We start from the raw sequence: 21,328 nt of genomic DNA on the forward strand, positions 1-21,328 counted from the left end.
ATCGGCAGGGCGCGGTGCCAGCGGCGAAGGCTATTTAACGATCACCTCATCGCGAACGAACATATTGGCCCATGCCCGGTCCACCAGATCGGGGTTCATCTGATAGGGGATGCCTTCGAAATCACAGATCGCGATCATTTGGTCGATCAGGAAATTCGGCTGATAATTCGCATAGACATTGTCGATGGTGGGGTATTTCACCTTGAGCAGATGAACCAGCGTCGCCTCATCCAACGGCATGCCGCGTTTGCGGGCGACCATGGCGAAGATCTTGAGGAAGTTCTCTTGGTCCGGCCCGTCGATCTTGATCTTGAAAAAGATACGCCGCAGGGCGGCTTGGTCGAAAATCTCGTTCGGGTGGAAGTTGGTAGAGAAGATCACCAGCGTGTCGAAGGGCACCTCGAATTTCTCGCCCGATTGCAGGGCGAGGATGTCTTTGCTTTCCTCCAGCGGGACAATCCAGCGGTTGATGATGCTTTGCGGCGGCTCTTTTTGGCGGCCAAGGTCGTCGACGATGAAGATGCCGCCCGTGGCCTTGAGTTGCAGCGGCGCCTGATAGGTCCGCGCCGTGGGGTTGTAGACCAGATCGAGCATGTCGAGCGTCAACTCGCCGCCCGTGATGACGGTGGGGCGTTCGCAGCAGACATAGCGGGCGTCATAGCGCGTGATCCGGCGCAGGGAGGTTGGGTCTTGCACCTCGGCCTCGGCGGCGGAATGGACGATTGGGTCATAGACGGTGATGACTTGGCCTGCGTATTCGATGGCGCGGGGGACATAGACCCGATCACCAAGCGCGTCGCGTATGCCATTGGAAACGCTGGATTTACCGTTGCCCGGCGGGCCGTACATCAGGATCGACCGCCCGGCAGAGACGGCGGGGCCGAGGTGATCCAGCAGGCTGTCGGGCAGCACCAGATGGCCCATGGCGCCGGTCAACTGGTCACGGGTGATTTGCAGATTGCGCACGGATTGGCGTTTGACCTGCTCGCGATAAACCTCAAGCGGGACGGGCATGGCGCCGAAATATTCTGACTGCGCCAGCGCATCCAATGCGCGCGCCTTGCCCGCATCGGTCAACTGATAGCCCATCTCATTGCCGCTGGTGGCGCTGAGCGTGCCGGTGGCTTCGATCAGGCGCTGGCTGCGGGCTTGGTCGACCATCTCCTGCGTGACCGGGATCGGCAGGCAGAGCGCTTCGGCCAGATCGCTGACCATCTCGACGTTCTTGCGAAAGATCGTTTTCAGAAGGATATCGCGCATCATCACGATGGGCAGTTTCATATCCTCCAACCGCTTGGGGGGCGGCGGGGCAAGCACGGTGCTGGTCGGGGCGTTCATCAATGGCTTCCTTGGAAAGTCATGCGGCGGTGCGGCTTGTCGGTCAGACTGGAGGGTAAATCTTGAATATGGCGTGAATGTGGACGCTTTTGCGCGATGAGAAAGAGTTTGCAGCGGGGCGGTCAGACCCCGAAGAGCGCCCCCAAGATCAGATAGAGCCCCAGCGTGGCGCCAAGGGCGAGGCCCATGGGGAATTTCTTGGTTTCCTGCCAGCTCTGCCAATCGGGGGCGAGGCGGCGCAGGGGGGTGTATTTCACCCCGCGGTGCGTGGCGGCGGCGGCGAGAAGGGTGGCCATGAAAAGCATCATTAAGAGGCGTAGATCGCCCCATGCGATATAGGGCGCGGCGGCGGCGGCGAACTTCGCGTCACCGGCCCCCATCACCCCGGCGGCGTTCAGGACGATGCCGACCACCAGAACCACGACAAGGCTCAGCAGGCGCCAGAGGTAGGTGTCAAAGGGCAGCAGAAACAGCCCCAGCAGCACGAAGATCGCGGTCAGCACCAAGACCGCCTGATTGGTGATCCGCATCTGCTTCATGTCGGTGAAGGCGACATAGAAGCAGATCGGCAGGACGAAGGGCAGAAACCACAGGGCCGCCGTGGCAGAGATCGCCATGGATTAGCCGTTTTCCAATGCGCGCAGAGAGCGGACGGCGGCTTCGAAGTGCTGAGGATGTGTGTCGATCGCTTCGCGCAGCAGGCCCTTGCCGGTCTCCACATCGCCGCGTTTGATCGCCGAGAGGGCCATCGTGTGCAAAAGCTGGGCGCGCTCAGATTGCTCCATCGGCATCACGGGCAGGGTGTAGTCGCGCTGCGCGGCGCGGGCCATGATGAGGTTGTTCTTGGCGGTGAAAAGCGTGTTGTCCTGACGGATCGCCTCGCCAAAAAGACGCTCGGCCTCGGCATAGTCGCCGCGGGTCAGCTTTGAGTAGCCCCAGTTGTTCATCACGGCGGCGGGGGTCGTGGTCAGGCCGACGGCGATCTCGTAAAAGCTGTCGGCGCGGTCCCACTGTTCCTTGCTGTCGGCCACCATGGCCTCAAGTCGGTAGCGGGCAAAGGTCTCATGGGTGGGGGGGATGCCGTTGAGCACCGTCTCGGCCCGCGCCCAGTTGCCCGAGCGGATCAGTGCATCGGCCAGTTGCACGCGGTCTTCGGGGGTGGCGCCCTCCATTTTGACGACCTTGTCCCATTCGGTCACGGCCTCGGTCGTGCGTTTGGCGCGGACCAGTGACGTGGCGAGCCCGCGCTGGTGGTCGATGCGGTCGGGGCTTTCCTTGACCGAACGCGCGAAATAGCTCACCGCCTCATTCGGGTCGGCCACTGTCAGCATCACGTCGGAGAGGTTGGTCTCATCCACCACGTTGACGTCCTTGAAGGCCCGTTCAACGGTGGCGTTCGCGTCTTTTTCACCGCAGCCTGCAAGGGCGGTGACGCCTGCCATGCAGACGGCCAGAATGATTGGATGGCGCATTTTGCGTCCTCTTACTGCTCTGCCGGGTCATGGTGTCGGACGGATCAGGTAATCCCCGCTGCCGCGCCGCACCAATTTGTAATTATCCTCATTGACTTCTGTTATAACAGATTTTTCCGTTTTTGCGAGCGCCAAGCGCAGATTGTCCCGGATTGCGTCACTTTCGCCATTGTCGAGCGCATAGGCTTTGCGGAAAATCTGTTCGGCCTCGGCGGTCTGGCCGCTTTCCATCAGCACGACGCCAAGGTTGTTCCAGACTTCCGGCTCGGCAGCGTCTTTCTCAACGGCGCGGCGCAGCAGGGTTTCCGCCTGTCCCAAACGCCCGAGCCCGAGGTTGGCGCTGCCGAGGGCCGAGAGGATTTCCCCGGTCAGCCCATGCTCCAGCGCGGCGCGGTTGAAGGATTTGATGGCCAATTCATATTGCCCCGCCGCGATAAGCCTATGGCCCACTTCGATCCCATCCACCGCCTCGGCCCGTTGGTTCACGCCGGGGGCATAGAGGTTTTCGGGTGTCTGATCCCCGCGCAACGCGGAAAAGCCGCCTGTCGAACAGGCGGCCAGAGCAAGGGACAAGATCGGCCCGATGAAAACGGCGCGGAGAAGGCTGCGCCGAATTTCCTTTTTCATTAATTCCCCATCTGACCCAGTTGCGAGATGCCATGTGCCGAGGGGCCGACCAGAATGATCAGCAGCGGCGGCACGGTGAGGCCCATAGTGGCAAGGGTCATCTTGGTTGGCAACTTGTTTGCCGCTTCCTCGGCCCGCATCACGCGTTTGTCGCGCATCTCGGCGGCATAGACGCGCAGGGCGTCGGCGATGGAGGTGCCGAAGGCCGCCGATTGGATCAGCACGGTCACGAAAGAAGAGACATCCTGCACGCCGCAACGCTCACCCATGTCGTTGAGCACCGATACTTTGTCCTTACCGGCTTTCATCTCATAGGCGACCATCTCGAACTCTTCGGAAAGGGCGCGGTAGGAGGCGCGCAGCTCGCGCGCGACGCGGACGATGCATTGATCCAGCGATTGCCCGGCTTCGACGCAGACCAGCATCATATCCAGCGCGTCGGGGAAGCCCCGGGTGATCTCTTCTTTGCGGGAATCGACCCGGCGGCGGACCCAGTATTTCGGCAGGTAGTACCCGATGGCGCCGGGGCCGATGGCCCACATCATGGTCTGCTGCGTGGTCAGCCCTTCGCCGCCGCCCAGGACATTGGTATAGACCAGACCGCCGACCAGCCCGAGCATCCCAAGGGCAAATTGGGCAAAGTAATAAAGCCGCACCGCATCGCGCGAGCGGTAGCCCGCTTGGCGCAGCATCAACTGTTTGGCGCTGAGTTCGGCCACGTCCTCCGGCTCAAGAAACTTGGCGAATTTCTGCAACTGCGCGTTTTGATCCGATTGGCGCAGCTTCTCACGCGAACTGTCGCCCGTAGGGGCAGAGCTGGTGCGTTTGAGCTTGGTCAGCGGGTCTTCGGGCTGGCGCAGCATCAAGACCAGCGTGATCGCCACCAAGGCGACGCCCAAAGTGCCGATGATGATGATCAGCCCCATCGGCCCCAAGGCTTGGTTGATCTGATCGTTAAGCTGATTGAAAAATTCCATCACCGGCCTCTCAGACTTTGATATTGGTAAGGATGCGCATCACGAAAAGGTTCAGCACAAGGAAGATCCCCACAAGGAAACAGGCTGGAATGAAATAGGGGTGATCGCGCACCTCGTCGTAGTAATGCGGATCGCCGAGGTTGATCACCACCAGCGCGGCGAGCGGGAAGGCCGATAGGAACTTGCCCGACCATTTCGCCTCGGCCGTGATTGCTTTGACACGACGGAACAGGCGAAAACGGGCGCGGATCACTTTTGCCAGACCGGCGAGGATCTCGGCCAAGTTGCCGCCTGATTGCTGCTGGATGGTTACGGCAACAGCAAGAAAGCGCAAATCCTGCATGTCGAGCCGTTCGGCCATATCTTTCAGCGCCTCGCCCAGATCGCGGCCATAGGCGGCCTCATCGGCGATTACGCCAAATTCCGAGGCAAGCGGGTCTTGGATTTCCTTGGACACGATGGAGATCGCGTTGGAGAAAGGGTGCCCCACCCGCAGGCTGCGCACCATCAGCTCCACCGCATCGGGAAGCTGTTCTTCGATCATCGCCATGCGTTTGCTGGCCTTATGGGACACCCAAAAGAACACTGCGCCCACGCCCATGGCGATGGACATCAGCGCGCGCACCGACACGGAGGTATCGGTGCCGATGGTCAGCCCCAGAAAGGCCAAAGCGGCCAATCCGGCCATGATCATCAACAACTGCTGCGGCGTGAAGGCAATCGCGGCCTTCTGCGCACGTTCTGACAGCAGGGAGTAGAGCGGGATCGACTTGGCGTTCATATGCTGCTGCATTTCCTTGCGCAGCTTGTCGAGCACCTCTTCGCGGCGCGCGCCTTTCTCCAGCATCTCAAGGCGGCGGTTCACGCGGCTGTTGAGGCTGATGGATTTGCCGAATGCGACAAGGTACAGCCCCTCGACCAGCACCAGAACGCCGATGAAGATCAGACCATAGATGATTGGTTCGGCACTCATTGCATCAATCCTTACTGGGCCGCCACGGGTTCGTAGATGGAGGCGGGCAGGTCATAGCCCCACATGCGGAACCGCTCAGAGAAGTGGCTGCGCACGCCGGTGGCGGTGAAATGGCCGATGATCTTGTTCTCGGGCGTCAGGCCGACGCGCTGGAAGCGGAAGATCTCTTGCATCGAGATGACCTCGCCCTCCATGCCCGTGATCTCGGTGATCGAGGTCATCCGGCGCGAGCCGTCTTGCAAGCGGCTGGCCTGTACGATCAGGTTCACAGCCGAGGAGATCTGGCTACGCATCGCCTTGAGCGGCATTTCGATCCCGGCCATGGCAATCATGTTTTCCAGACGGCTGATGCCATCGCGGGCCGAGTTGGCGTGAATCGTGGTCATGGAACCGTCGTGGCCGGTGTTCATCGCCTGCAACATGTCGATGACCTCTTCGCCGCGCGTTTCGCCGACGATGATGCGGTCGGGGCGCATCCGAAGGGCGTTTTTCAGACAGTCGCGGGGCGAGACTTCGCCCTTGCCTTCGACATTGGGCGGGCGGCTTTCCATCCGGCCCACATGGGTCTGTTGCAGTTGCAATTCGGCGGTGTCTTCGATGGTCAGAATGCGTTCGGCATTGTCGATGAAAGACGACAGCGCGTTGAGCGTGGTGGTCTTACCCGAGCCCGTACCGCCCGACACGATGATGTTAAGACGCGTGGCCACGGCGGCCTGCAAATAGGCGGCCATCTCTTCCGAGAACGCGCCGAAGTTCACCAGATCGTCGATGCCCAGCTTGTCTTTCTTGAACTTACGAATGGACACGAGCGAGCCATCGACGGCCACCGGGGGCACCATGGCGTTGAAACGTGAGCCATCCTTGAGACGCGCGTCAACGTAAGGGTTGCTTTCATCCACCCGACGCCCCACCGCCGAGACGATCTTGTCGATGATCCGCAGCAGGTGTTTTTCGTCTTTAAAGGTGATGTCGGTCAATTGCAGCTTGCCTTCGCGTTCGACGAAAATCTGCTGCGGGCCGTTCACCAGAATATCGTTGACGCTGTCGTCTTTCAGCAGCGTCTCAAGGGGGCCAAGACCGGTGACCTCGTCATAAAGCTCGGAGTTCAGCGTCATGCGGTCTTCGCGGTTGAGCACGATGCTCTTTTCGGAAAGGATCTCGACGGCGATATCGTTGATTTCCTGCCGCAAATCAGCTTCCGAGGCATGTTCCAGCGCGGCGAGATTGAGGTTGTCCAAGAGCGCGCGGTGCAGTTCGAGCTTGATCTCACTCATCCGCTGCTTGCGCTTGACCTCACGGTCCTCGGGGGAAGCGGCGGCGGGTTTGACCGCGCGGCGCATTGAAACCGGTTTGGCTGCCGGTGTGGGCGCAGGTGCCGCGGGGGCGGGCTGGGCGGCTTTGGCTGGCTTGGCCTCACGCGCCGGCGCGGGGGCGGCGGCTTTCGAGGTGGCAGAGGCTGGTTTCTTGTATTTCGAGAACATCGGTACGCTCTTTCGCTAGGGGGCTCAGGCGGCTTGGGCCTGCTCGCCCTTGAGATCGTGGATGGAGCTTGCAAGTTTGGCGATTTCGCGGCGCAGTGGGCTTTTCGGCGCGGAATTGGCCAGTGGCAGCCCGTGGTCATTGGCCTGCGTCACCGCCTTGCCGCCATCGGGCATCTGCACGTCGATCGAAATGCTCAGCGATTCGGCCATACGCTTGACCCGGCTCTTGGCGCTGAGATCGGTGAATTTCGGCGCGCGGTTCATCACATAGCGCAGCTTTTCAAAGGGCAGTTCTTCGGATTGCAGCGCCCGCTTGAAGCGGAGTGCGTTTTGGGCCGAGCGCATGTCGAGTTCCAGCATCGCAAAGTAGACATGCGCGCTGGTCAGCACGGTCTCGGACCATTGCACCAGCGTTGAGGGCATGTCGACGATGACATAGTCGAACTGGTTGCGGGCCATGTTGAGGATGCGGTCGACGTCTTCATTGGTCACGATGTCGAGCGGCAGCATCTCTGCCGGGGCGGTCAGCACATGCAGCTTGTCTTCAAAGGTTTGCAGGGCTTGACCAAAGATCTCTTCGTCCATGGATTCCGTGTCGGACATCATCTCATAGACCGCCTCGCGGCGTTGCAGATCAAGGAAAGTCGCGACCGAGCCATATTGCAGGTCAAAATCCAGCAGGCAGACCGAAGGCGGGTCCTTCTTGTCTGCATTGGCCAGTTCCCAAGCGAGGTTTACCGCAAGGGTCGTGGCCCCGGTGCCACCGGCCAAGCCATGCACCACGATCAGCGCGCCGTCCTTTTGCGCACCGGCCTTCAGTTGCGGCGCGCTGGCCTCGGCTACGGGGGCAGGGGGGGGGTTCTCTCCGGCGCGGACGCGGGCGATGGCCTGGGCCAACTCGCCTTCGGGCAGCGGGTAGGGGACGAATTCGTCAGCACCCTGACGCAGCAGCGAATGCAGCGCGGCGGGGGTCATGTCTTCGGCGATCAGGATCACCCGGATGTCGCGCGCCTTGGCCTGTGTGATGATTTCGCTCATCAAAACGAGGTTGTCCTCGTCGGTCTCATCCATGGCGAGGGCGACAAATTCCATCGCCTCGGCTTCGGGTTGGCTGAAGAATGCCAGCGCCTCGGCGAATCCCAGATCGCCCCAGCTTTCGCCCAAAGTGGCTTCCATGTCTTCGATCAAGAGGTCGAAGTTCTGTACATCACGGCTGATTGTGCAGGCAACGATCGGCGCTGCTTCGGGTTGTGGCATAGTGCTGCTCATGACCTTTTGTCCTTTACATCAACGGTTTGGCCGGAGGGCGGCGATATTCTGTCGCTGCGAACGCTCTGACCTCTGCCTCATGCGCGGCGCTTGAGCCGGGCACATTTATCCTTCTGCGTCGAATATCACCCCCAACTGGGGCGAGATTGGGGCCAAAAAGCCTCTATTGTTGGGTATCTTGAAACGATACGTCCATTCGCGCCCGATTGGACATGGCTTTTCAGAGACGAAAACCCCCGCGGCCCGAAGGCGCGGGGGGATATTTTATATGCGAAAGAAGGGCTTACCCTTACTCCCCGCCGCCGCCACCTGCTTCGGTGGCACCGGAGCTTAGCTGAGAGGGGGGCACGGCACTGGCTACATATTCGCGGTAGATGATCTGCGCATATTTGCCGTCCAGCAGCATCGGGTGGCCCTGGACGAAGCCGCTGACCTCGGTCACCGTGCGCCGGTTGCGACGCTCGCGGCCCTGGGTCACGATCAGCGGCTGCGTTTCGCCAAAGGAAACAACGGCTTCCAAACGGCTGGGGCTGATTCCCAAGGTCGAGAGATAGCGCACCACGGCCTGCGCCCGGCGCAGTCCCAAGGCGCGGTTATAGGCCTGCGAGCCGACCAGATCAGTGTGGCCATAGACGCGGAAGCGAATCTCGGGGAATTGGCGAATCCAGCTGGCTTGCTGGCGCAGAATGGCTTTCGCATTCGCGTCCAATCGGGCCGAGTTGAAGGCGAAGGTCACGGTCGAGCGGACTTCGTTCGAGAAACGGTTCGCCAGATCAAAGGTCACACGCTTTTCGCCGGTCATGACTTGGCGGTTGTGCAATGTGGCATTGCCGAATTGGCCCGTGTCCACGATCGACCCCGCCTCGCGGTAGAACTGCGTATAGACCGGATCGTTGCTGGGGGCGCAGGCGGCGAGCCCGGCAAGGGCCGCGGTGCCCGCGATCAACGTGATATGTCTGCGTGTCATCGGATCAATCCAGTACATAACCGTAGGAACCGCGGAAGTCCTGCTTGGCCACTTCGCCCGCAGCACCCCGGCTGGGGGTGCGGGTGCCATCCGCCGTGCGCCCGTGCAGGAACAGGTCTTTCTCAGAGGGCGGTTTGATGCGGTCCGTGGGCAGCGCCAGCGCTTCGCCACGGGTCGGGGTGACCAGATGGGCAGTGACGATGATGACCAATTCGGTCTGGCTGCGCTGGTAATCCGCTGAACGGAACAGCGCGCCCAGCACCGGCACATCGCCAATCCACGGCAGTTGCCGCGTGCTGTCGGTGAAGTCGTCGGTCAAAAGGCCCGCGATGGCAAAGCTTTCCCCGTCACGCATCTCGACCGTGGTCGAGGTTTCGCGCCGGGTGAAGGCGGAAATCTCGATGCCGTTGCCCAATGAAATGCTGTTGCTTGCGTCGATGGCCGAAACGGCGGCGTTCATCTCGAGGTTAATGATATCCTTGTCCACGACGCGCGGGATAAAGGCGAGTTCTACGCCGAAGGGTTTGAACTCCACCGACACCGTATCACTGGTTTGGGCGACTGGGATCGGGTACTCGCCCCCGGCGAGGAACTTGGCCTCTTGGCCCGAAAGCGCCACGAGGTTCGGCTCTGCCAAGAACCGGACGACGCCTTTTTCTTCCAATGCTTCCAACAGGATGCCCACTTGGGTAGAGCCTGCGTTGAAACCGAAAAGCACCGCGCCTGCGTTCTGGTTTGCCGATGGGATCGACCCGCCAAGCGAGGTCGCGACCCCGCCTGACGTATTGGTGCTGCCGGTGCCTGCGCTGAAATCGGAGCCGCCGTTGATCGCTAGCGAAGAGCCGAGCGATTTCGACACGTTGCGCTGCATTTCGGCGAAACGGACCTTCATCATGACCTGCTGAATGCCGCCCACGCTCATCAGGTTGCTGACCCGTTCAGGAGCATAGCGTTCGGCCAGATCGAGCGCGCGTTGCAGCCGTTGTGTGGAAGAGACGATGCCCGACAGCACGATACCGTCATTAGCGGTGCGCACTTCGATCTTCTCACCCGGCAGGATTTGACGCAGCCGTTCTTTGAATTCAGAGACATCCGCCGCGACGCGGACATCGACATTGGTGATCAGCTGCCCCGCCGCGTCGAGCAGCGTGAGCGTCGTCAGCCCCGGCGATTTGCCCAACACATAGATCGTGCGGTCAGACAAGGAGGAGATATCCGCGATGCCGGGGTTGGCGATGCTGAGCTCCGCGAAGGGAATGTCGCTTTCCACCACCACGGCGCGGTTCATCGGGACGTCGAGGCTGGAATTGGTGCCGCGTTTTACTACGCGCAGCGTGTCGGCGCCAGCTGAACTGGGCAGGGTCAATGCCATCGGCATTGCGCCCAGTGTCAGCCCCAGCAGGGCCGCTTTCAGAAATCTATCGATTTTCATGTGACCTGCCTTTTTGATCACGCCTCGGGATGGGTCTTTTTGCCCTCGTTTGGCAACACTCTGCGGCAATTCCAAATTTATTGCAAGAATCAAGCTCTTCGCGGGCGCTGTGCATGTGGGCTATGCGCAACATACCTGCAAAAATGAAAGACGCCGCAGGGGGCTGCGGCGCCTTCGTTAACTTAGCAAGAGGTTGTTTTCAGGTCAGTTTGTGCAGGGGATCGGCAGTTCGACCACCTCGGCCCCGCGACGTGTGCGGATCGTGCAAACCTTCTCTTTGGTTACTTCGGCGATGGTCTCTTGCGCCTCGATTCCCAGAAGCGAGCGTTGGTCGACTTCGATGGCCTCCGCCACGGTGTCGTCATTCGTGCCGACGAGGGAGAGGTAGAGTTTGCCGGTCGATTGTGCCTGTGCAAGCGCGGCAACCTGCTGCGGGTTCACGGCAACCGTCACCGTTTTGGCAATCGAGGCTTCCCCCACGACCAACGCATCGGCGCTTTGGTCGATGGCGATTAGCTGAATGGCCGATTCGATCAGCTTGGTGACATCGCCATTGCTGGACTGGTTGCCAACGTTTACGCGGCCCGTCCAATAGATATCCACCCGGTCACCGGGGCGCAGGAAGCCCGAAACGCCGCTGGAAACATCAACTTTAAGTGCAAAGGCCCGCATTCCGCGCGCAAGGCGGGAGGTCAGGCCAGAGTCCTCGCCCGGCTCGGTCACCTTCACGGCCATGATCGCTTCATCTTTCTCAATGTTGCGCAGCACGATGCGTTGTTCTTTTGTGTTTTCAGGGAACAATACGGTTTCCTCGAAGAAGGAACCCTCAGGAATGGCGTTCTCGGGCCACTTCACGGGGCGGACGTCTTCGCGGGTCAGGGGCTGCCCGTATTTCAACGGTTTGTCAGCCACCCAAACGGTCTTGGTTGGCACGACCTGCGCAAGCGCGGCCTGGGCGCGGGCGTTGGCAGCCTGATACTGTGAAATCCGGTCTTTCGCCAGATAAACGGCGCCGCCGGCAAGTGCGACACCTACCAAAAGAACCAATCCGAATACGGCTCGCATGATGTTACCTCTTTGCTATGGAAGCGAGTCTCGGCCCGCTTTGATCTCCTAGGCAGGTTAGCTGCCGAATATGGCGAGAATTGGTCTGCCCGGAGGCGATCCGAAGGAGCTTGCCGTGCCGCGTTTGGGGGCGCTGTCGTCTTAAGCGGTCAGCTGGACCCGGACGTATTCGACTAGCACATCAAGGCTGTCCGAGAATACGCCTAGCATGAGGATCGCGAGGCCAACCAGTCCGGCCGTCAAGACAATCCAATCAACGCTGATGGCGCCATTCTGGTCGCGTGCGAAGTTCGCAAAGAATCTGCTCATTTTTGTTTCCGTTGATTTGGTAGGCGACATTCGGGTCAACAAACAAAAAGGGCTGCCTTCCGGACGAAGCCAGCCCTTTAATGGAAGTGATCTATTGCCCAAACATATTAGGTGTCGTTGTCGGTGCTATCCTCAGTAACCGAAACTTCACCAATCGCATCTGCAATTTCACCTGTGAGCGTTTCCGTATTCGTGCCGATTGTGTTGAAAGCAACCACGGCCAGGCCAACGATCGCAGCGGTCAGAACGACCCAGTCAACTGTCACGGCACCGTCTTCGTCTTTGCGGAAGTTTTTGATAAAGTTCATCATGTCATGTCCCTCCAAGGATCACTGAGTAAAAGGTCTTAACCTCGCCGTCCGGTTTGCCTCGCTCTCTCATTTGAAGCTGTCCGACTTGGTATGGCCCTATATAGCCGTCAGATTGGGGCGCGAATTTGGCAGCAAACGTGCCTTTTCCAGACTGTCCGCGTTTTTCTTGCGGAAACATGTTAACCCTCTGTTTAATGGCGTTTTAATTCCCGTATTGGGCCTTCCGCCTGCGCTTTCCCACCGTCGAACACGGCAATTGCGGCGAAATTGCCATGATCCCCGCCTCAAACGCTGGCCCGATTCCACGATTCGTGTGATATTGCCGCGCAAAGGCGCGTCAGACGCAAGGTAGAGCAGGCATGTATCGCATATTGGCATTCTCGCTGGTCACGGCCCTCATGGCCCCTGCCGCCATGGCAGAGGGGCCGAAACCGTTCCCGGAATTCTCGGCCAAACGGATCAGGCCGCCCAAGAAGGGGGCCAAACGCATCACGGTGCAAATCGATCCGGCGGCCCGCGCCGCGGCAGCGGCGGAGGTGGACGCAGGCCCCGCGGTCGCCGCGACCCCGAGCGGCGCGATTGCGCCATTGAATGCCGGGCAGTTCGATTGGTTCTGGGATAAAATCTCTCCCGCGGCTGAGCGGAGCGGGGCAGGGCGGTTGGCGCCCGCGATGGCGGCGCTGTCCGGCGGCAAAGTGCCCGCACCGCGCCTGCAACATCTGCAAGATATCGCGCGCAGCAATGGGGTGGATATCCTGCGCGCCACGGTTGGTACGAATGTCTCGCCCGCGCTGGTGCTGGCGGTGATCAGCGTGGAATCCGCAGGCCGGGCGGATGCGGTGAGCCGGGCGGGGGCGGCTGGCCTGATGCAACTGATGCCCGATACCGCCGCCCGTTTTGGCGTGCGCGACAGTATGGTCGCGGCCGAGAATATCTCAGGCGGGGTCAGATATCTCGACTGGCTGATGGGGGAGTTCGACCGCGATCCGATTCTCGTGCTCGCGGGTTATAACGCGGGCGAGGGCTCGGTGCGCAAACATGCGGGCGTGCCGCCCTTTGCCGAGACGCGCGACTATGTGCCAAAGGTGTTGGCGGCGTTTCAAGTGGCGCAGGGGCTTTGCCTGACCCCGCCGGAACTGATCAGCGATGGCTGCGTCTTTGCCGCGATGAACTGAGCGCGACGGGCATGCCCCCGGCGGAAGCCGCCGAGGACTGTTTTTTCAAACGATGGTCGCTTGGGTTGCGGCGCGCAGCTCGTCCTCGGTCACGCCATCGGCGCATTCGACGATCTTCAAGCCACCTTCGACTACATCGAGCACACCGAGGTTGGTGATGATCCGGTCGACCACACCCTTGCCGGTCAGCGGCAGGGTGCATTCCTTCAGCAGCTTCGACTCACCCGCCTTGTTCTGGTGGTCCATCACCACGATGACCTTGCGCACACCGGCGACGAGGTCCATCGCTCCGCCCATGCCCTTGACCAGCTTGCCGGGGATCATCCAGTTCGCCAGATCGCCGTTCTCGGCCACTTCCATGGCCCCGAGGATCGCCGCGGCGATCTTGCCGCCGCGGATCATGCCAAAGGACATGGCGCTGTCGAAATAGGCGGTGCGGCTCAGTTCGGTGATGGTCTGCTTACCGGCGTTGATGAGGTCGGGGTCTTCCTCGCCCTCGTAGGGGAAGGGGCCCATGCCCAGCATGCCGTTCTCGGACTGTAGGGTGATGTCCTTGTCGCCGACATAGTTCGCCACCAGCGTCGGAATACCGATGCCGAGGTTCACATACATGCCGTCTTCGAGTTCCTCTGCGGCCCGCGCCGCCATCTGATCTCTATCCCAAGGCATTATGCGTCCTCCCGCTTGCGTGTCGTGACCTTCTCGATGCGTTTCTCATGCTCGCCCTGGATGATGCGATGCACATAGATGCCCGGCAGGTGGATGTGGTCGGGGTCGAGGCTGCCGCGAGGGACGATCTCTTCGACCTCGACGATGCAGACCTTGCCGCACATGGCCGCGGGCGGGTTGAAGTTGCGCGCGGTCTTGCGGAAGACGAGGTTGCCGGTGTCGTCGGCTTTCCATGCCTTCACGATCGACAGATCGGCAAAGATGCCTTCTTCGAGGATGTAATCCTCACCGTGGAACTGCTTCACTTCCTTGCCCTCGGCGATCTGGGTGCCGACGCCGGTCTTGGTGTAGAAGCCGGGAATGCCCGCACCGCCAGCGCGCATGCGCTCGGCCAAGGTGCCCTGGGGGTTGAATTCCAATTCCAGTTCGCCCGACAGATACTGGCGCATGAATTCGGCATTCTCCCCCACATAGGAGGAGATCATCTTTTTCACCTGCCGCGATTGCAGCAGAATGCCGATGCCGAAGTCATCGACGCCCGCATTGTTCGACGCAAAGGTGAGGTCTTTGGCCCCGTTTTCCTTGATCGCCTGCAACAGCAATTCCGGAATGCCGCAAAGGCCAAAGCCCCCGGCGGCGATCAGCATGCCATCCGACAGAACGCCTTCCAGCGCCTCGGCGGCGGATCCATAGATTTTGTTCACGGGCGACCTCCCTACAGTTTCGCTGCGCCATATGTGACCCTGCGTCGGGGCAGTGTCAATTACGTGGTGCTACGCAGGAAAGGCCGCCCGGAAGGTCAGATGATGCGCACCTGCGTGCCCACGGGGCAGAGGCCGAAAAGTTCTTCGATCTTCTCGTTATAAAGCCCGATGCAACCGTCCGAGGACCGCCGCCCGATCTTGCGCGTGTCATGGGTGCCGTGGATGATATAGGCAGGCCAGCTAAGATACATCGCGTGGGTGCCGAGCGGATTGTCTGGGCCTGGTGGCATGTATTTGTAATGCGGGAAACGCTCCATCATCGAGGCGGTGGGCGTCCAATCGGGGCCGACTTTCTTGCGCACGATTTCGGTATAGCCGCGTTTGGTCAGCTCTTCGGTGGCGGGCACGGAGGTGGGGTAGACCTTATAGGTCTGACCGTCCGCGCTCCAGTAATGCAGCGCTCGGCTGGTGGTGTCGGCCACGATCGCGCCTTTGCCAAGGCTGTCGAAATGGTCCTGCCAACGCTGGGTGGCAAAGCTCGACGTGTTGCGCGACACCGGAGGTTCGGCGGAATATTCGCGGGGCGCTTGGCCGGGTTCCTGCGCGCGCAGGATCTGCGGCGTCATCAGCGCCGCGCCGCTTGCGGCGATCAGCCCGCGCCGGGTGAATTTCATGCCTGACATTGATCTGCCTTTCATAGTGGTCTTGCCGCCGCCCCTGATCTGAAAATCGAAGGGGAATGGCAAATCACATATTCATGATGCTGGATATAAAGGCAGGCCACAGGCGGAACCGCGCCGATCCCCCGGCGCGGTTGCTGTGCCTAGGCGCGGTTTACGCGCTGTCGGCTTTTTTCGCGGTTGTTTTCTTGGCCGCGGGTTTCTTGGCCGCTGTCTTTGCCGGGGCCTTTTTGGTGGCCGTCTTCTTCGCCGCGGGCTTTTTGGCTGCCGTCTTTTTGGCCGGTGCCTTCTTCGTCGCCGCTTTGCGTTTGGCGGGGGATTTGGCGAGCTTCTCTTCGATCAGCTCCACCGCGCGCTCCATGGTCAGGTCTGCCGGTTCGATCTCTTTCGGGATCGTGGCGTTCACCTTTTCCCATTTCACATAAGGCCCGTATTTGCCCTCCATGACGTTGACCGCGCCGCCCATATCCGGGTGCTCGCCCATCTCGCGGATCGGTTTCGCGGCCTTGCCCCGGCCACCGCGGCTGGCGACTTTCTCGGCCAACAACTGCACCGCGCGGTTCATGCCGACGGTCCAAACCTCATCGATGCCTTCGAGATTGGCATTGGTGCCGCCCCGATGCGAGGTGCTTTCGGCGTGCTTGATGTAAGGCCCATAGCGCCCGATGTTGGCCCAGACCATGACGCCATCCTCGGGGTGGGGGCCGATCTCACGCGGGAGCGACAGGAGCATCACGCCCTGTTCCAGCGTCAGATCCTCGGGCACCCAATCCTTGGGGATCGACTGGCGCGGGGGTTTCTTGTTCTCTTCCGTCACCGGGCCGCGCTGGACGTAAGGCCCGAAGCGACCCTTGAAAACGCGAATTTCGTCGCCCTGATCCTCACCCAGCAGCTTGCCGTCGGGCGGAATGGCGGAGGCTTCGGCCTCCGGGTCTGGTGGGCCGAAGGGGCGGGTATAGCGGCATTCGGGGTAGTTCGAACAGCCGATGAAGGCACCGCCCGAGCGCGCGGTGCGCATCGACAGGCGGCCAATCTCGCAATTGGGGCAAAGCCGCGGGTCGCTGCCGTCTTCAGTGGGCGGGAAGAGATGCGGCTCCAGCACCTCGTTGATCTTTTCCAGCACCTCGGTGATGCGCAGCTCGGATGTCTCGGCAATGGCGGCCGAGAAATCGCGCCAGAAGCGGCGCAGCACTTCTTTATAGGCGGCATCCCCGGCGCTGACCTTGTCGAGCTGGTCTTCCAGATCGGCGGTGAAGTCATAGCCGATGTAGCGGCGGAAGTAGTTTTCAAGAAAGGCGGTTACCAGACGGCCCTTGTCCTCGGGGATCAGGCGGTTGCCATCCTTGCGAACATATTCGCGGTCCTGAATCGTGGTGACGATGCTGGCATAGGTCGAGGGGCGGCCGATGCCGAGCTCTTCCATCTTCTTGACCAGCGTCGCCTCGGTGTAGCGCGGCGGGGGCTGGGTGAAATGTTGCTCGGGCGTGACGCTGCGCTTGTCCATCGCGTCGCCTTGATGGATCTGCGGCAGGCGCTTGTCGTCCTCGTCGACGACATCGTCGCGGCCTTCTTCATAGACCCGCAAGAACCCGTCAAAGAGCACAACTTGACCATTGGCGCGCAGACCGACTTGGCCATCATCGCTGCCGACTTCGACCGTGGTGCGCTCAAGACGTGCGCTTTCCATCTGGCAGGCGAGGGTGCGTTTCCAGATCAGGTCATAGAGTTTCGCCTGATCAGAATCGAGTTTCAGCGCCTTGGCGTCCTTGGTCATATCCGTGGGCCGGATACATTCGTGGGCTTCCTGTGCGTTCTTGGCCTTGTTCTTGTAGATGCGCGGCTCTTTCGGGACGTAATCGGCGCCGAACCGGTCCTTGATGGCGTCGCGCGCCATCGAGACGGCCTCGGGCGCCATGTCGATGCCGTCGGTTCGCATGTAGGTGATGTGGCCGGCCTCATAGAGGCGCTGCGCGGTCGACATGGTCTGGCGCGCGCCCATGGAGAATTTGCGGCTGGCCTCCTGTTGCAGGGTCGATGTCATGAAGGGGGCCGAGGGGTTGCGGCTGGCCGGTTTCGCCTCGACGTTCATCACTTTCAGCGCGCGGCTGGTGATCGCCTGCACCGCCATTTCGGCCTGCGTGGCATCGGCGAGATCGAAGCGTTCCAGCTTGTTTCCGGCGAGCGAGATAAGGCGGGCTTCGAACTCCTGACCGCGCGGCGTGGCGAGCAGCGCCTTTACCGACCAATACTCACGGGCGCGGAAAGCCTCGATCTCCATCTCGCGCTCGACGATGAGGCGCAGGGTGACCGATTGCACGCGGCCCGCAGACTTGGCGCCCGGCAGCTTGCGCCAGAGCACGGGCGAGAGATTGAACCCCACCAGATAGTCCAGCGCGCGGCGGGCGAGGTAGGCCTCTACCAGCGGCATGTCGACCTGACGCGGGTTCTGCATCGCCTCGGTCACGGCCTTTTGGGTGATCTGGTTGAATACCACGCGGCTGACGGGCGTGTCTTTCTTGATCGATTTGCGCTTGGTCAGCGCCTCTTGCAGGTGCCAGCTGATCGCCTCACCTTCGCGGTCGGGGTCAGTCGCGAGGATCAATGCGTTGTCTTGGGCCAGCGCATCGGCGATGGCCTTGACGTGTTTCTTGCTGTCGCTGGCGACCTCCCATTTCATGTCGAAATCGGCGTCGGTGTCGACCGAGCCGTCTTTTGGCGGCAGGTCGCGGACGTGGCCGTAAGAGGCGAGAACGGTGTAATCGTCGCCCAGATATTTGTTGATCGTTTTGGCCTTGGCTGGGGATTCGACGACGACGACGGGCATAAATACAGGCACCTTAGATCAAAAACGGGGGCGGCTTTGCGCTGTCTCATGTGGGATTGCAGGGGTGTTTGTCAATGCAGCTGCTGCGTATCACGGGTTTGCGGCGCAGCGGTTTCGCGGGCCGGACGGGCCATTTCGGCGGCATCGACGGTCGGCATTCGAGGCTTGATTGGCCCGACCAACTGCCCCGAAGTTGGTCTCCGATTTCGCGGCGCTTTGACCGGGCCGCGCTCCTTCGCGGCGTCAGGCGGAGCGGCTGAGCAGCCCGCCGGGTTGGCGCTGAATTTCCCCCTCCATCTCAAGATCGAGGAGCGCAGGGGCGACATCGCTACTCGGCACTTGCAAGTCGCGGATCAACTGATCCTCCGCAACCGGGGCATGGCCGAGACGGGAGAGGATCTGCGCATGGAGCTTCGCGACAGGGCTTTGGTTTCGCGGCGGCGTTTCCGGGCGCGGGGCCGCGGGGGGCTTGCTGCGTGGTAGCGGGGGCGGAGTTTTCTCATCCGGCAAAACCTCCAACACATCCGCGGCAGAGCGCACCAGCACCGCGCCGTCGCGGATTAGCATGTTGCAGCCTGCCGCGCGGGCGTCCATCGGATGGCCGGGGACCGCCAGCACGTCGCGCCCTTGATCCAGCGCATCGCGCGCGGTGATCAAACTGCCTGAGCGGGCCGCCGCCTCAACCACCACCGTCGCGCGGCTCAGGCCCGAGATGATGCGATTGCGGCGGGGGAAGTGCCGGGCCATCGGTTGCAGCCCCATCGGTTCCTCTGACAGCCGCAGCCCCTGCGCGGCGATCTGGCCGGCCAGCGCTGTGTTCTCATTAGGGTATATAATGTCGACCCCGCCCGCCTGCACGGCGATGGTGCCGCGGGGCAATGCGGCCTCATGCGCCGCCGCGTCGATCCCCCGGGCTAGGCCGGAGACGACGACAAAGCCAGCTTCCCCCAATTCGGCGGCGAGGCTGCGGGCCATGCGCAGCCCAAGCGAAGAGGCGTTTCGCGCGCCCACGAGGGAGATCATCGGACGGCCCAGCAATTCCGGGTCGCCGATCAGCCATAGGAAGGGCGGCGCATCGGGAAGGTCGCTGAGCAGGCGCGGGTAGGGTGCCTCCCCCTCAACCAGTAGCCGGGCTCCGGCGCGGCGGGCGGCGTTGAGTTCCGCCTGAACGACCCCTTCGGGGCAGATGCGGTAGTCTGATATCCCGGCGGCACGCGCGACTTCCGGGAGCGCCTTCAGCGCCTCTTGGGCAGAGCCATGTTCATCCAACAAGCGCCGATAGGTCGAAATACCCACACGGCGAGAGCGCAACAGACGAAGCCGGCCAAACTGTTCATCTTCCTGGGTGGGTGGGAGTGGGGGGTGAGTGGAAGAAGGATGTAGGTCCTTGTCAGTCATCCCGAAACTCCGTCCGTTGCAGAATCAGGTATAGGATTTAGTGCTTAACAACCTATGAACATTTCCCCGCGTATTTGATTCAACCCCAGCGTGCCGTCAGGTCGCAGCCCCGCCGACGGTCAGGCCGCCGATCATCAAAGTGGGCTGTCCGACACCCACCGGCACCCACTGCCCCTGCTTGCCGCAGTTGCCCATGCCGGGGTCGAGCGTCGGGTCGTTGCCGATGGCGCGGATCTTTTGCAATGCCGTAGCCCCATCGCCGATCAAGGTCGCGCCTTTGACCGGCGCGCCGATCTTGCCGTTCTGCACACGGTAGGCCTCGGTGCAGGAGAAGACGAATTTGCCATTGGTGATATCGACCTGGCCGCCGCCGAAGCCCACGGCATAGATCCCGTCCTTGAGGTCGGCCACGATATCGCCCGGTGCCGCGTCGCCGCCCAGCATATAGGTGTTGGTCATGCGCGGCATCGGGATATGCGCATAGGATTGCCGCCTCCCGTTGCCCGTTGAGGCGCTGCCCATCAGCCGCCCATTCTGACGGTCCTGCATATAGCCGACCAGCTTACCATCTTCGATCAGCACATTGCGCGCCGAGGGGGTGCCCTCGTCATCGACAGAGATTGAGCCGCGCCGGTCGGGGATCGTGCCGTCATCCAGCACGGTCACGCCCTTGGCTGCGATCTGTTGGCCCATCAGCCCGGCGAAGGCGCTGGAGCCCTTGCGGTTGAAATCGCCCTCAAGCCCGTGACCGATGGCTTCGTGGAGCAGGATGCCGGGCCAGCCGGGGCCAAGCACCACGTCCATCACGCCCGCGGGCGCGGGGACGGCTTCAAGGTTCACGCAGGCGATGCGCAGGGCTTCGCGGACCTTGGCCTGCCAGTCTTCGGGGGCGAGCATACCGTCGAGCCCGATCCGCCCGCCGCCGCCGACACCGCCGCTCTCGCGGCGGCCATCCTGCTCGACAATGACCGAGACATTGACCCGCGTCATCGGGCGGACGTCACGCACCGAATGTCCTTCGGGGCGAAGAATCTCGACCTCTTGGATGCTGGCGGCGATCGTGGCGCTCACCTGTACCACGCGGGAATCGAGGCTGCGGGCATAGGCGTCGATCTCGCGCAGGGTATCGACCTTGACCGGAAAGGCGTGACCCGCGATCGGGTCTTCGTCCGTATAGAGACGCGTGTTGCTGGCCTGAGGCGCATCCGCCCAAGTGCCGCCGCCATCGCCCACCGCCAGCCGCGCCGTTTCCGCCGCGCGGCGCAGGGCGGCCTCGCTTAGCTCGGTCGAATGGGCGTAGCCTGCCACCTCACCGCGCACGGCGCGCAGGCCAAAGCCCTCGGCGGCATCATAGCTGGCGGTTTTGAGGCGTCCGTCGTCGAAAACCAGCGCCTCAGAGCGGCGCCGTTCGAGGAATAATTCGCCGTCATCGGCACCGGCCACGGCCTCGCGCAGCACGCTCAGAGCGGTTTCTCGGTCCAGATCGGCCTCGAAGGGGGTGAAATGCGCGCGGCTCATCGGGGGTATCCTTGCTTGCTGTCACAAAACTGTCTCGCGCGGCTCTATGACGCAAGCATGTGACTTTATCTTGTAGGCAGAATATGATTGTAAGCACCCAGGATTACAACGGCACCGGATCGCAGCCGCGGTTTGGGGT

20 protein-coding genes are annotated in these 21,328 nt (G+C 61.6%); 1 reads left to right on the forward strand and 19 read right to left on the reverse strand.

Translation table 11 applies throughout. From position 1 onward, the window contains the following. Nucleotides 1-30: 30 nt before the first annotated feature. From ACGYLX_RS01625 to ACGYLX_RS01685, 13 genes are all read right to left on the reverse strand, one after another. Nucleotides 31-1,338: an ATPase gene (locus ACGYLX_RS01625; protein WP_394446988.1), complete on the reverse strand. Its 1,308-nt coding sequence runs from the start codon at nt 1,336-1,338 to the stop codon at nt 31-33. Between the two features lie 122 nt (nt 1,339-1,460). Continuing rightward, nucleotides 1,461-1,955 (reverse strand): prepilin peptidase, encoded by a 495-nt coding sequence (locus ACGYLX_RS01630; RefSeq protein WP_394446989.1) that lies wholly within the window; start codon nt 1,953-1,955, stop codon nt 1,461-1,463. Between the two features lie 3 nt (nt 1,956-1,958). Beyond that, nucleotides 1,959-2,810 carry a tetratricopeptide repeat protein gene (locus ACGYLX_RS01635; RefSeq protein WP_394446990.1) on the reverse strand — a complete coding sequence of 284 codons (852 nt, stop codon included), beginning with the start codon at nt 2,808-2,810 and terminating at the stop codon, nt 1,959-1,961. A 27-nt stretch (nt 2,811-2,837) separates the two neighbouring features. Then, entirely contained in the window at nt 2,838-3,437 is a 600-nt protein-coding gene (locus tag ACGYLX_RS01640; RefSeq protein ID WP_394446991.1) for a tetratricopeptide repeat protein, read from the reverse strand. Beyond that, entirely contained in the window at nt 3,437-4,414 is a 978-nt protein-coding gene (locus ACGYLX_RS01645) for a type II secretion system F family protein (protein WP_394431488.1), read from the reverse strand. Before ACGYLX_RS01645 ends, ACGYLX_RS01640 begins: the two co-directional genes overlap by 1 nt. A gap of 10 nt (nt 4,415-4,424) precedes the next feature. Beyond that, nucleotides 4,425-5,387 carry a type II secretion system F family protein gene (locus tag ACGYLX_RS01650; protein WP_394403748.1) on the reverse strand — a complete coding sequence of 321 codons (963 nt, stop codon included), beginning with the start codon at nt 5,385-5,387 and terminating at the stop codon, nt 4,425-4,427. Between the two features lie 11 nt (nt 5,388-5,398). Next, nucleotides 5,399-6,868: a CpaF family protein gene (locus ACGYLX_RS01655; RefSeq protein ID WP_394446992.1), complete on the reverse strand. Its 1,470-nt coding sequence runs from the start codon at nt 6,866-6,868 to the stop codon at nt 5,399-5,401. A 24-nt stretch (nt 6,869-6,892) separates the two neighbouring features. Beyond that, on the reverse strand, nt 6,893-8,137 hold the full coding sequence (locus ACGYLX_RS01660) for a CpaE family protein (protein ID WP_394446993.1): 1,245 nt from the start codon (nt 8,135-8,137) through the stop codon (nt 6,893-6,895). A gap of 289 nt (nt 8,138-8,426) precedes the next feature. Continuing rightward, nucleotides 8,427-9,104 (reverse strand): OmpA family protein, encoded by a 678-nt coding sequence (locus ACGYLX_RS01665; protein WP_394446994.1) that lies wholly within the window; start codon nt 9,102-9,104, stop codon nt 8,427-8,429. A 4-nt stretch (nt 9,105-9,108) separates the two neighbouring features. Next, nucleotides 9,109-10,536 carry a type II and III secretion system protein family protein gene (locus tag ACGYLX_RS01670; RefSeq protein ID WP_067267251.1) on the reverse strand — a complete coding sequence of 476 codons (1,428 nt, stop codon included), beginning with the start codon at nt 10,534-10,536 and terminating at the stop codon, nt 9,109-9,111. 204 nt (nt 10,537-10,740) lie between these two features. Beyond that, nucleotides 10,741-11,601 carry a Flp pilus assembly protein CpaB gene (cpaB, locus tag ACGYLX_RS01675; RefSeq protein WP_394431496.1) on the reverse strand — a complete coding sequence of 287 codons (861 nt, stop codon included), beginning with the start codon at nt 11,599-11,601 and terminating at the stop codon, nt 10,741-10,743. 141 nt (nt 11,602-11,742) lie between these two features. Further along, nucleotides 11,743-11,910: a hypothetical protein gene (locus tag ACGYLX_RS01680; protein WP_394446995.1), complete on the reverse strand. Its 168-nt coding sequence runs from the start codon at nt 11,908-11,910 to the stop codon at nt 11,743-11,745. Between the two features lie 107 nt (nt 11,911-12,017). Further along, entirely contained in the window at nt 12,018-12,221 is a 204-nt protein-coding gene (locus ACGYLX_RS01685) for a Flp family type IVb pilin (protein ID WP_394446996.1), read from the reverse strand. Between the two features lie 359 nt (nt 12,222-12,580). Here ACGYLX_RS01685 and ACGYLX_RS01690 point away from each other — a divergent pair, with 359 nt between their 5' ends. Beyond that, a complete protein-coding gene (locus ACGYLX_RS01690) occupies nt 12,581-13,396 on the forward strand; it encodes a lytic transglycosylase domain-containing protein (RefSeq protein ID WP_394446997.1) in 816 nt (271 codons plus the stop codon). Between the two features lie 45 nt (nt 13,397-13,441). Here ACGYLX_RS01690 and ACGYLX_RS01695 read toward each other — a convergent pair whose 3' ends face one another. From ACGYLX_RS01695 to tldD, 6 genes are all read right to left on the reverse strand, one after another. Beyond that, nucleotides 13,442-14,065, reverse strand: a complete 624-nt coding sequence (locus ACGYLX_RS01695; protein WP_394446998.1) for a CoA transferase subunit B — start codon at nt 14,063-14,065, stop codon at nt 13,442-13,444. Further along, a complete protein-coding gene (locus ACGYLX_RS01700; protein ID WP_067267259.1) occupies nt 14,065-14,769 on the reverse strand; it encodes a CoA transferase subunit A in 705 nt (234 codons plus the stop codon). The genes ACGYLX_RS01695 and ACGYLX_RS01700 overlap by 1 nt, the downstream gene beginning before the upstream one ends. A 95-nt stretch (nt 14,770-14,864) precedes the next feature. After that, entirely contained in the window at nt 14,865-15,452 is a 588-nt protein-coding gene (locus ACGYLX_RS01705) for a L,D-transpeptidase (protein ID WP_271693172.1), read from the reverse strand. Between the two features lie 151 nt (nt 15,453-15,603). Further along, complete coding sequence (gene topA, locus ACGYLX_RS01710; protein ID WP_394446999.1) at nt 15,604-18,273, reverse strand: type I DNA topoisomerase; 2,670 nt, start codon at nt 18,271-18,273, stop codon at nt 15,604-15,606. Nucleotides 18,274-18,516: 243 nt separating this feature from the next. Next, nucleotides 18,517-19,671, reverse strand: a complete 1,155-nt coding sequence (dprA, locus tag ACGYLX_RS01715; protein ID WP_394447000.1) for a DNA-processing protein DprA — start codon at nt 19,669-19,671, stop codon at nt 18,517-18,519. A gap of 96 nt (nt 19,672-19,767) precedes the next feature. Further along, nucleotides 19,768-21,189, reverse strand: a complete 1,422-nt coding sequence (tldD, locus tag ACGYLX_RS01720) for a metalloprotease TldD (RefSeq protein WP_394411254.1) — start codon at nt 21,187-21,189, stop codon at nt 19,768-19,770. Between the last annotated feature and the right edge of the window lie 139 nt (nt 21,190-21,328).

The sequence above is a fragment of the Sulfitobacter sp. 1A13496 genome, assembly GCF_043557225.1.
Classification (GTDB): Bacteria; Pseudomonadota; Alphaproteobacteria; order Rhodobacterales; family Rhodobacteraceae; genus Sulfitobacter; species Sulfitobacter faviae.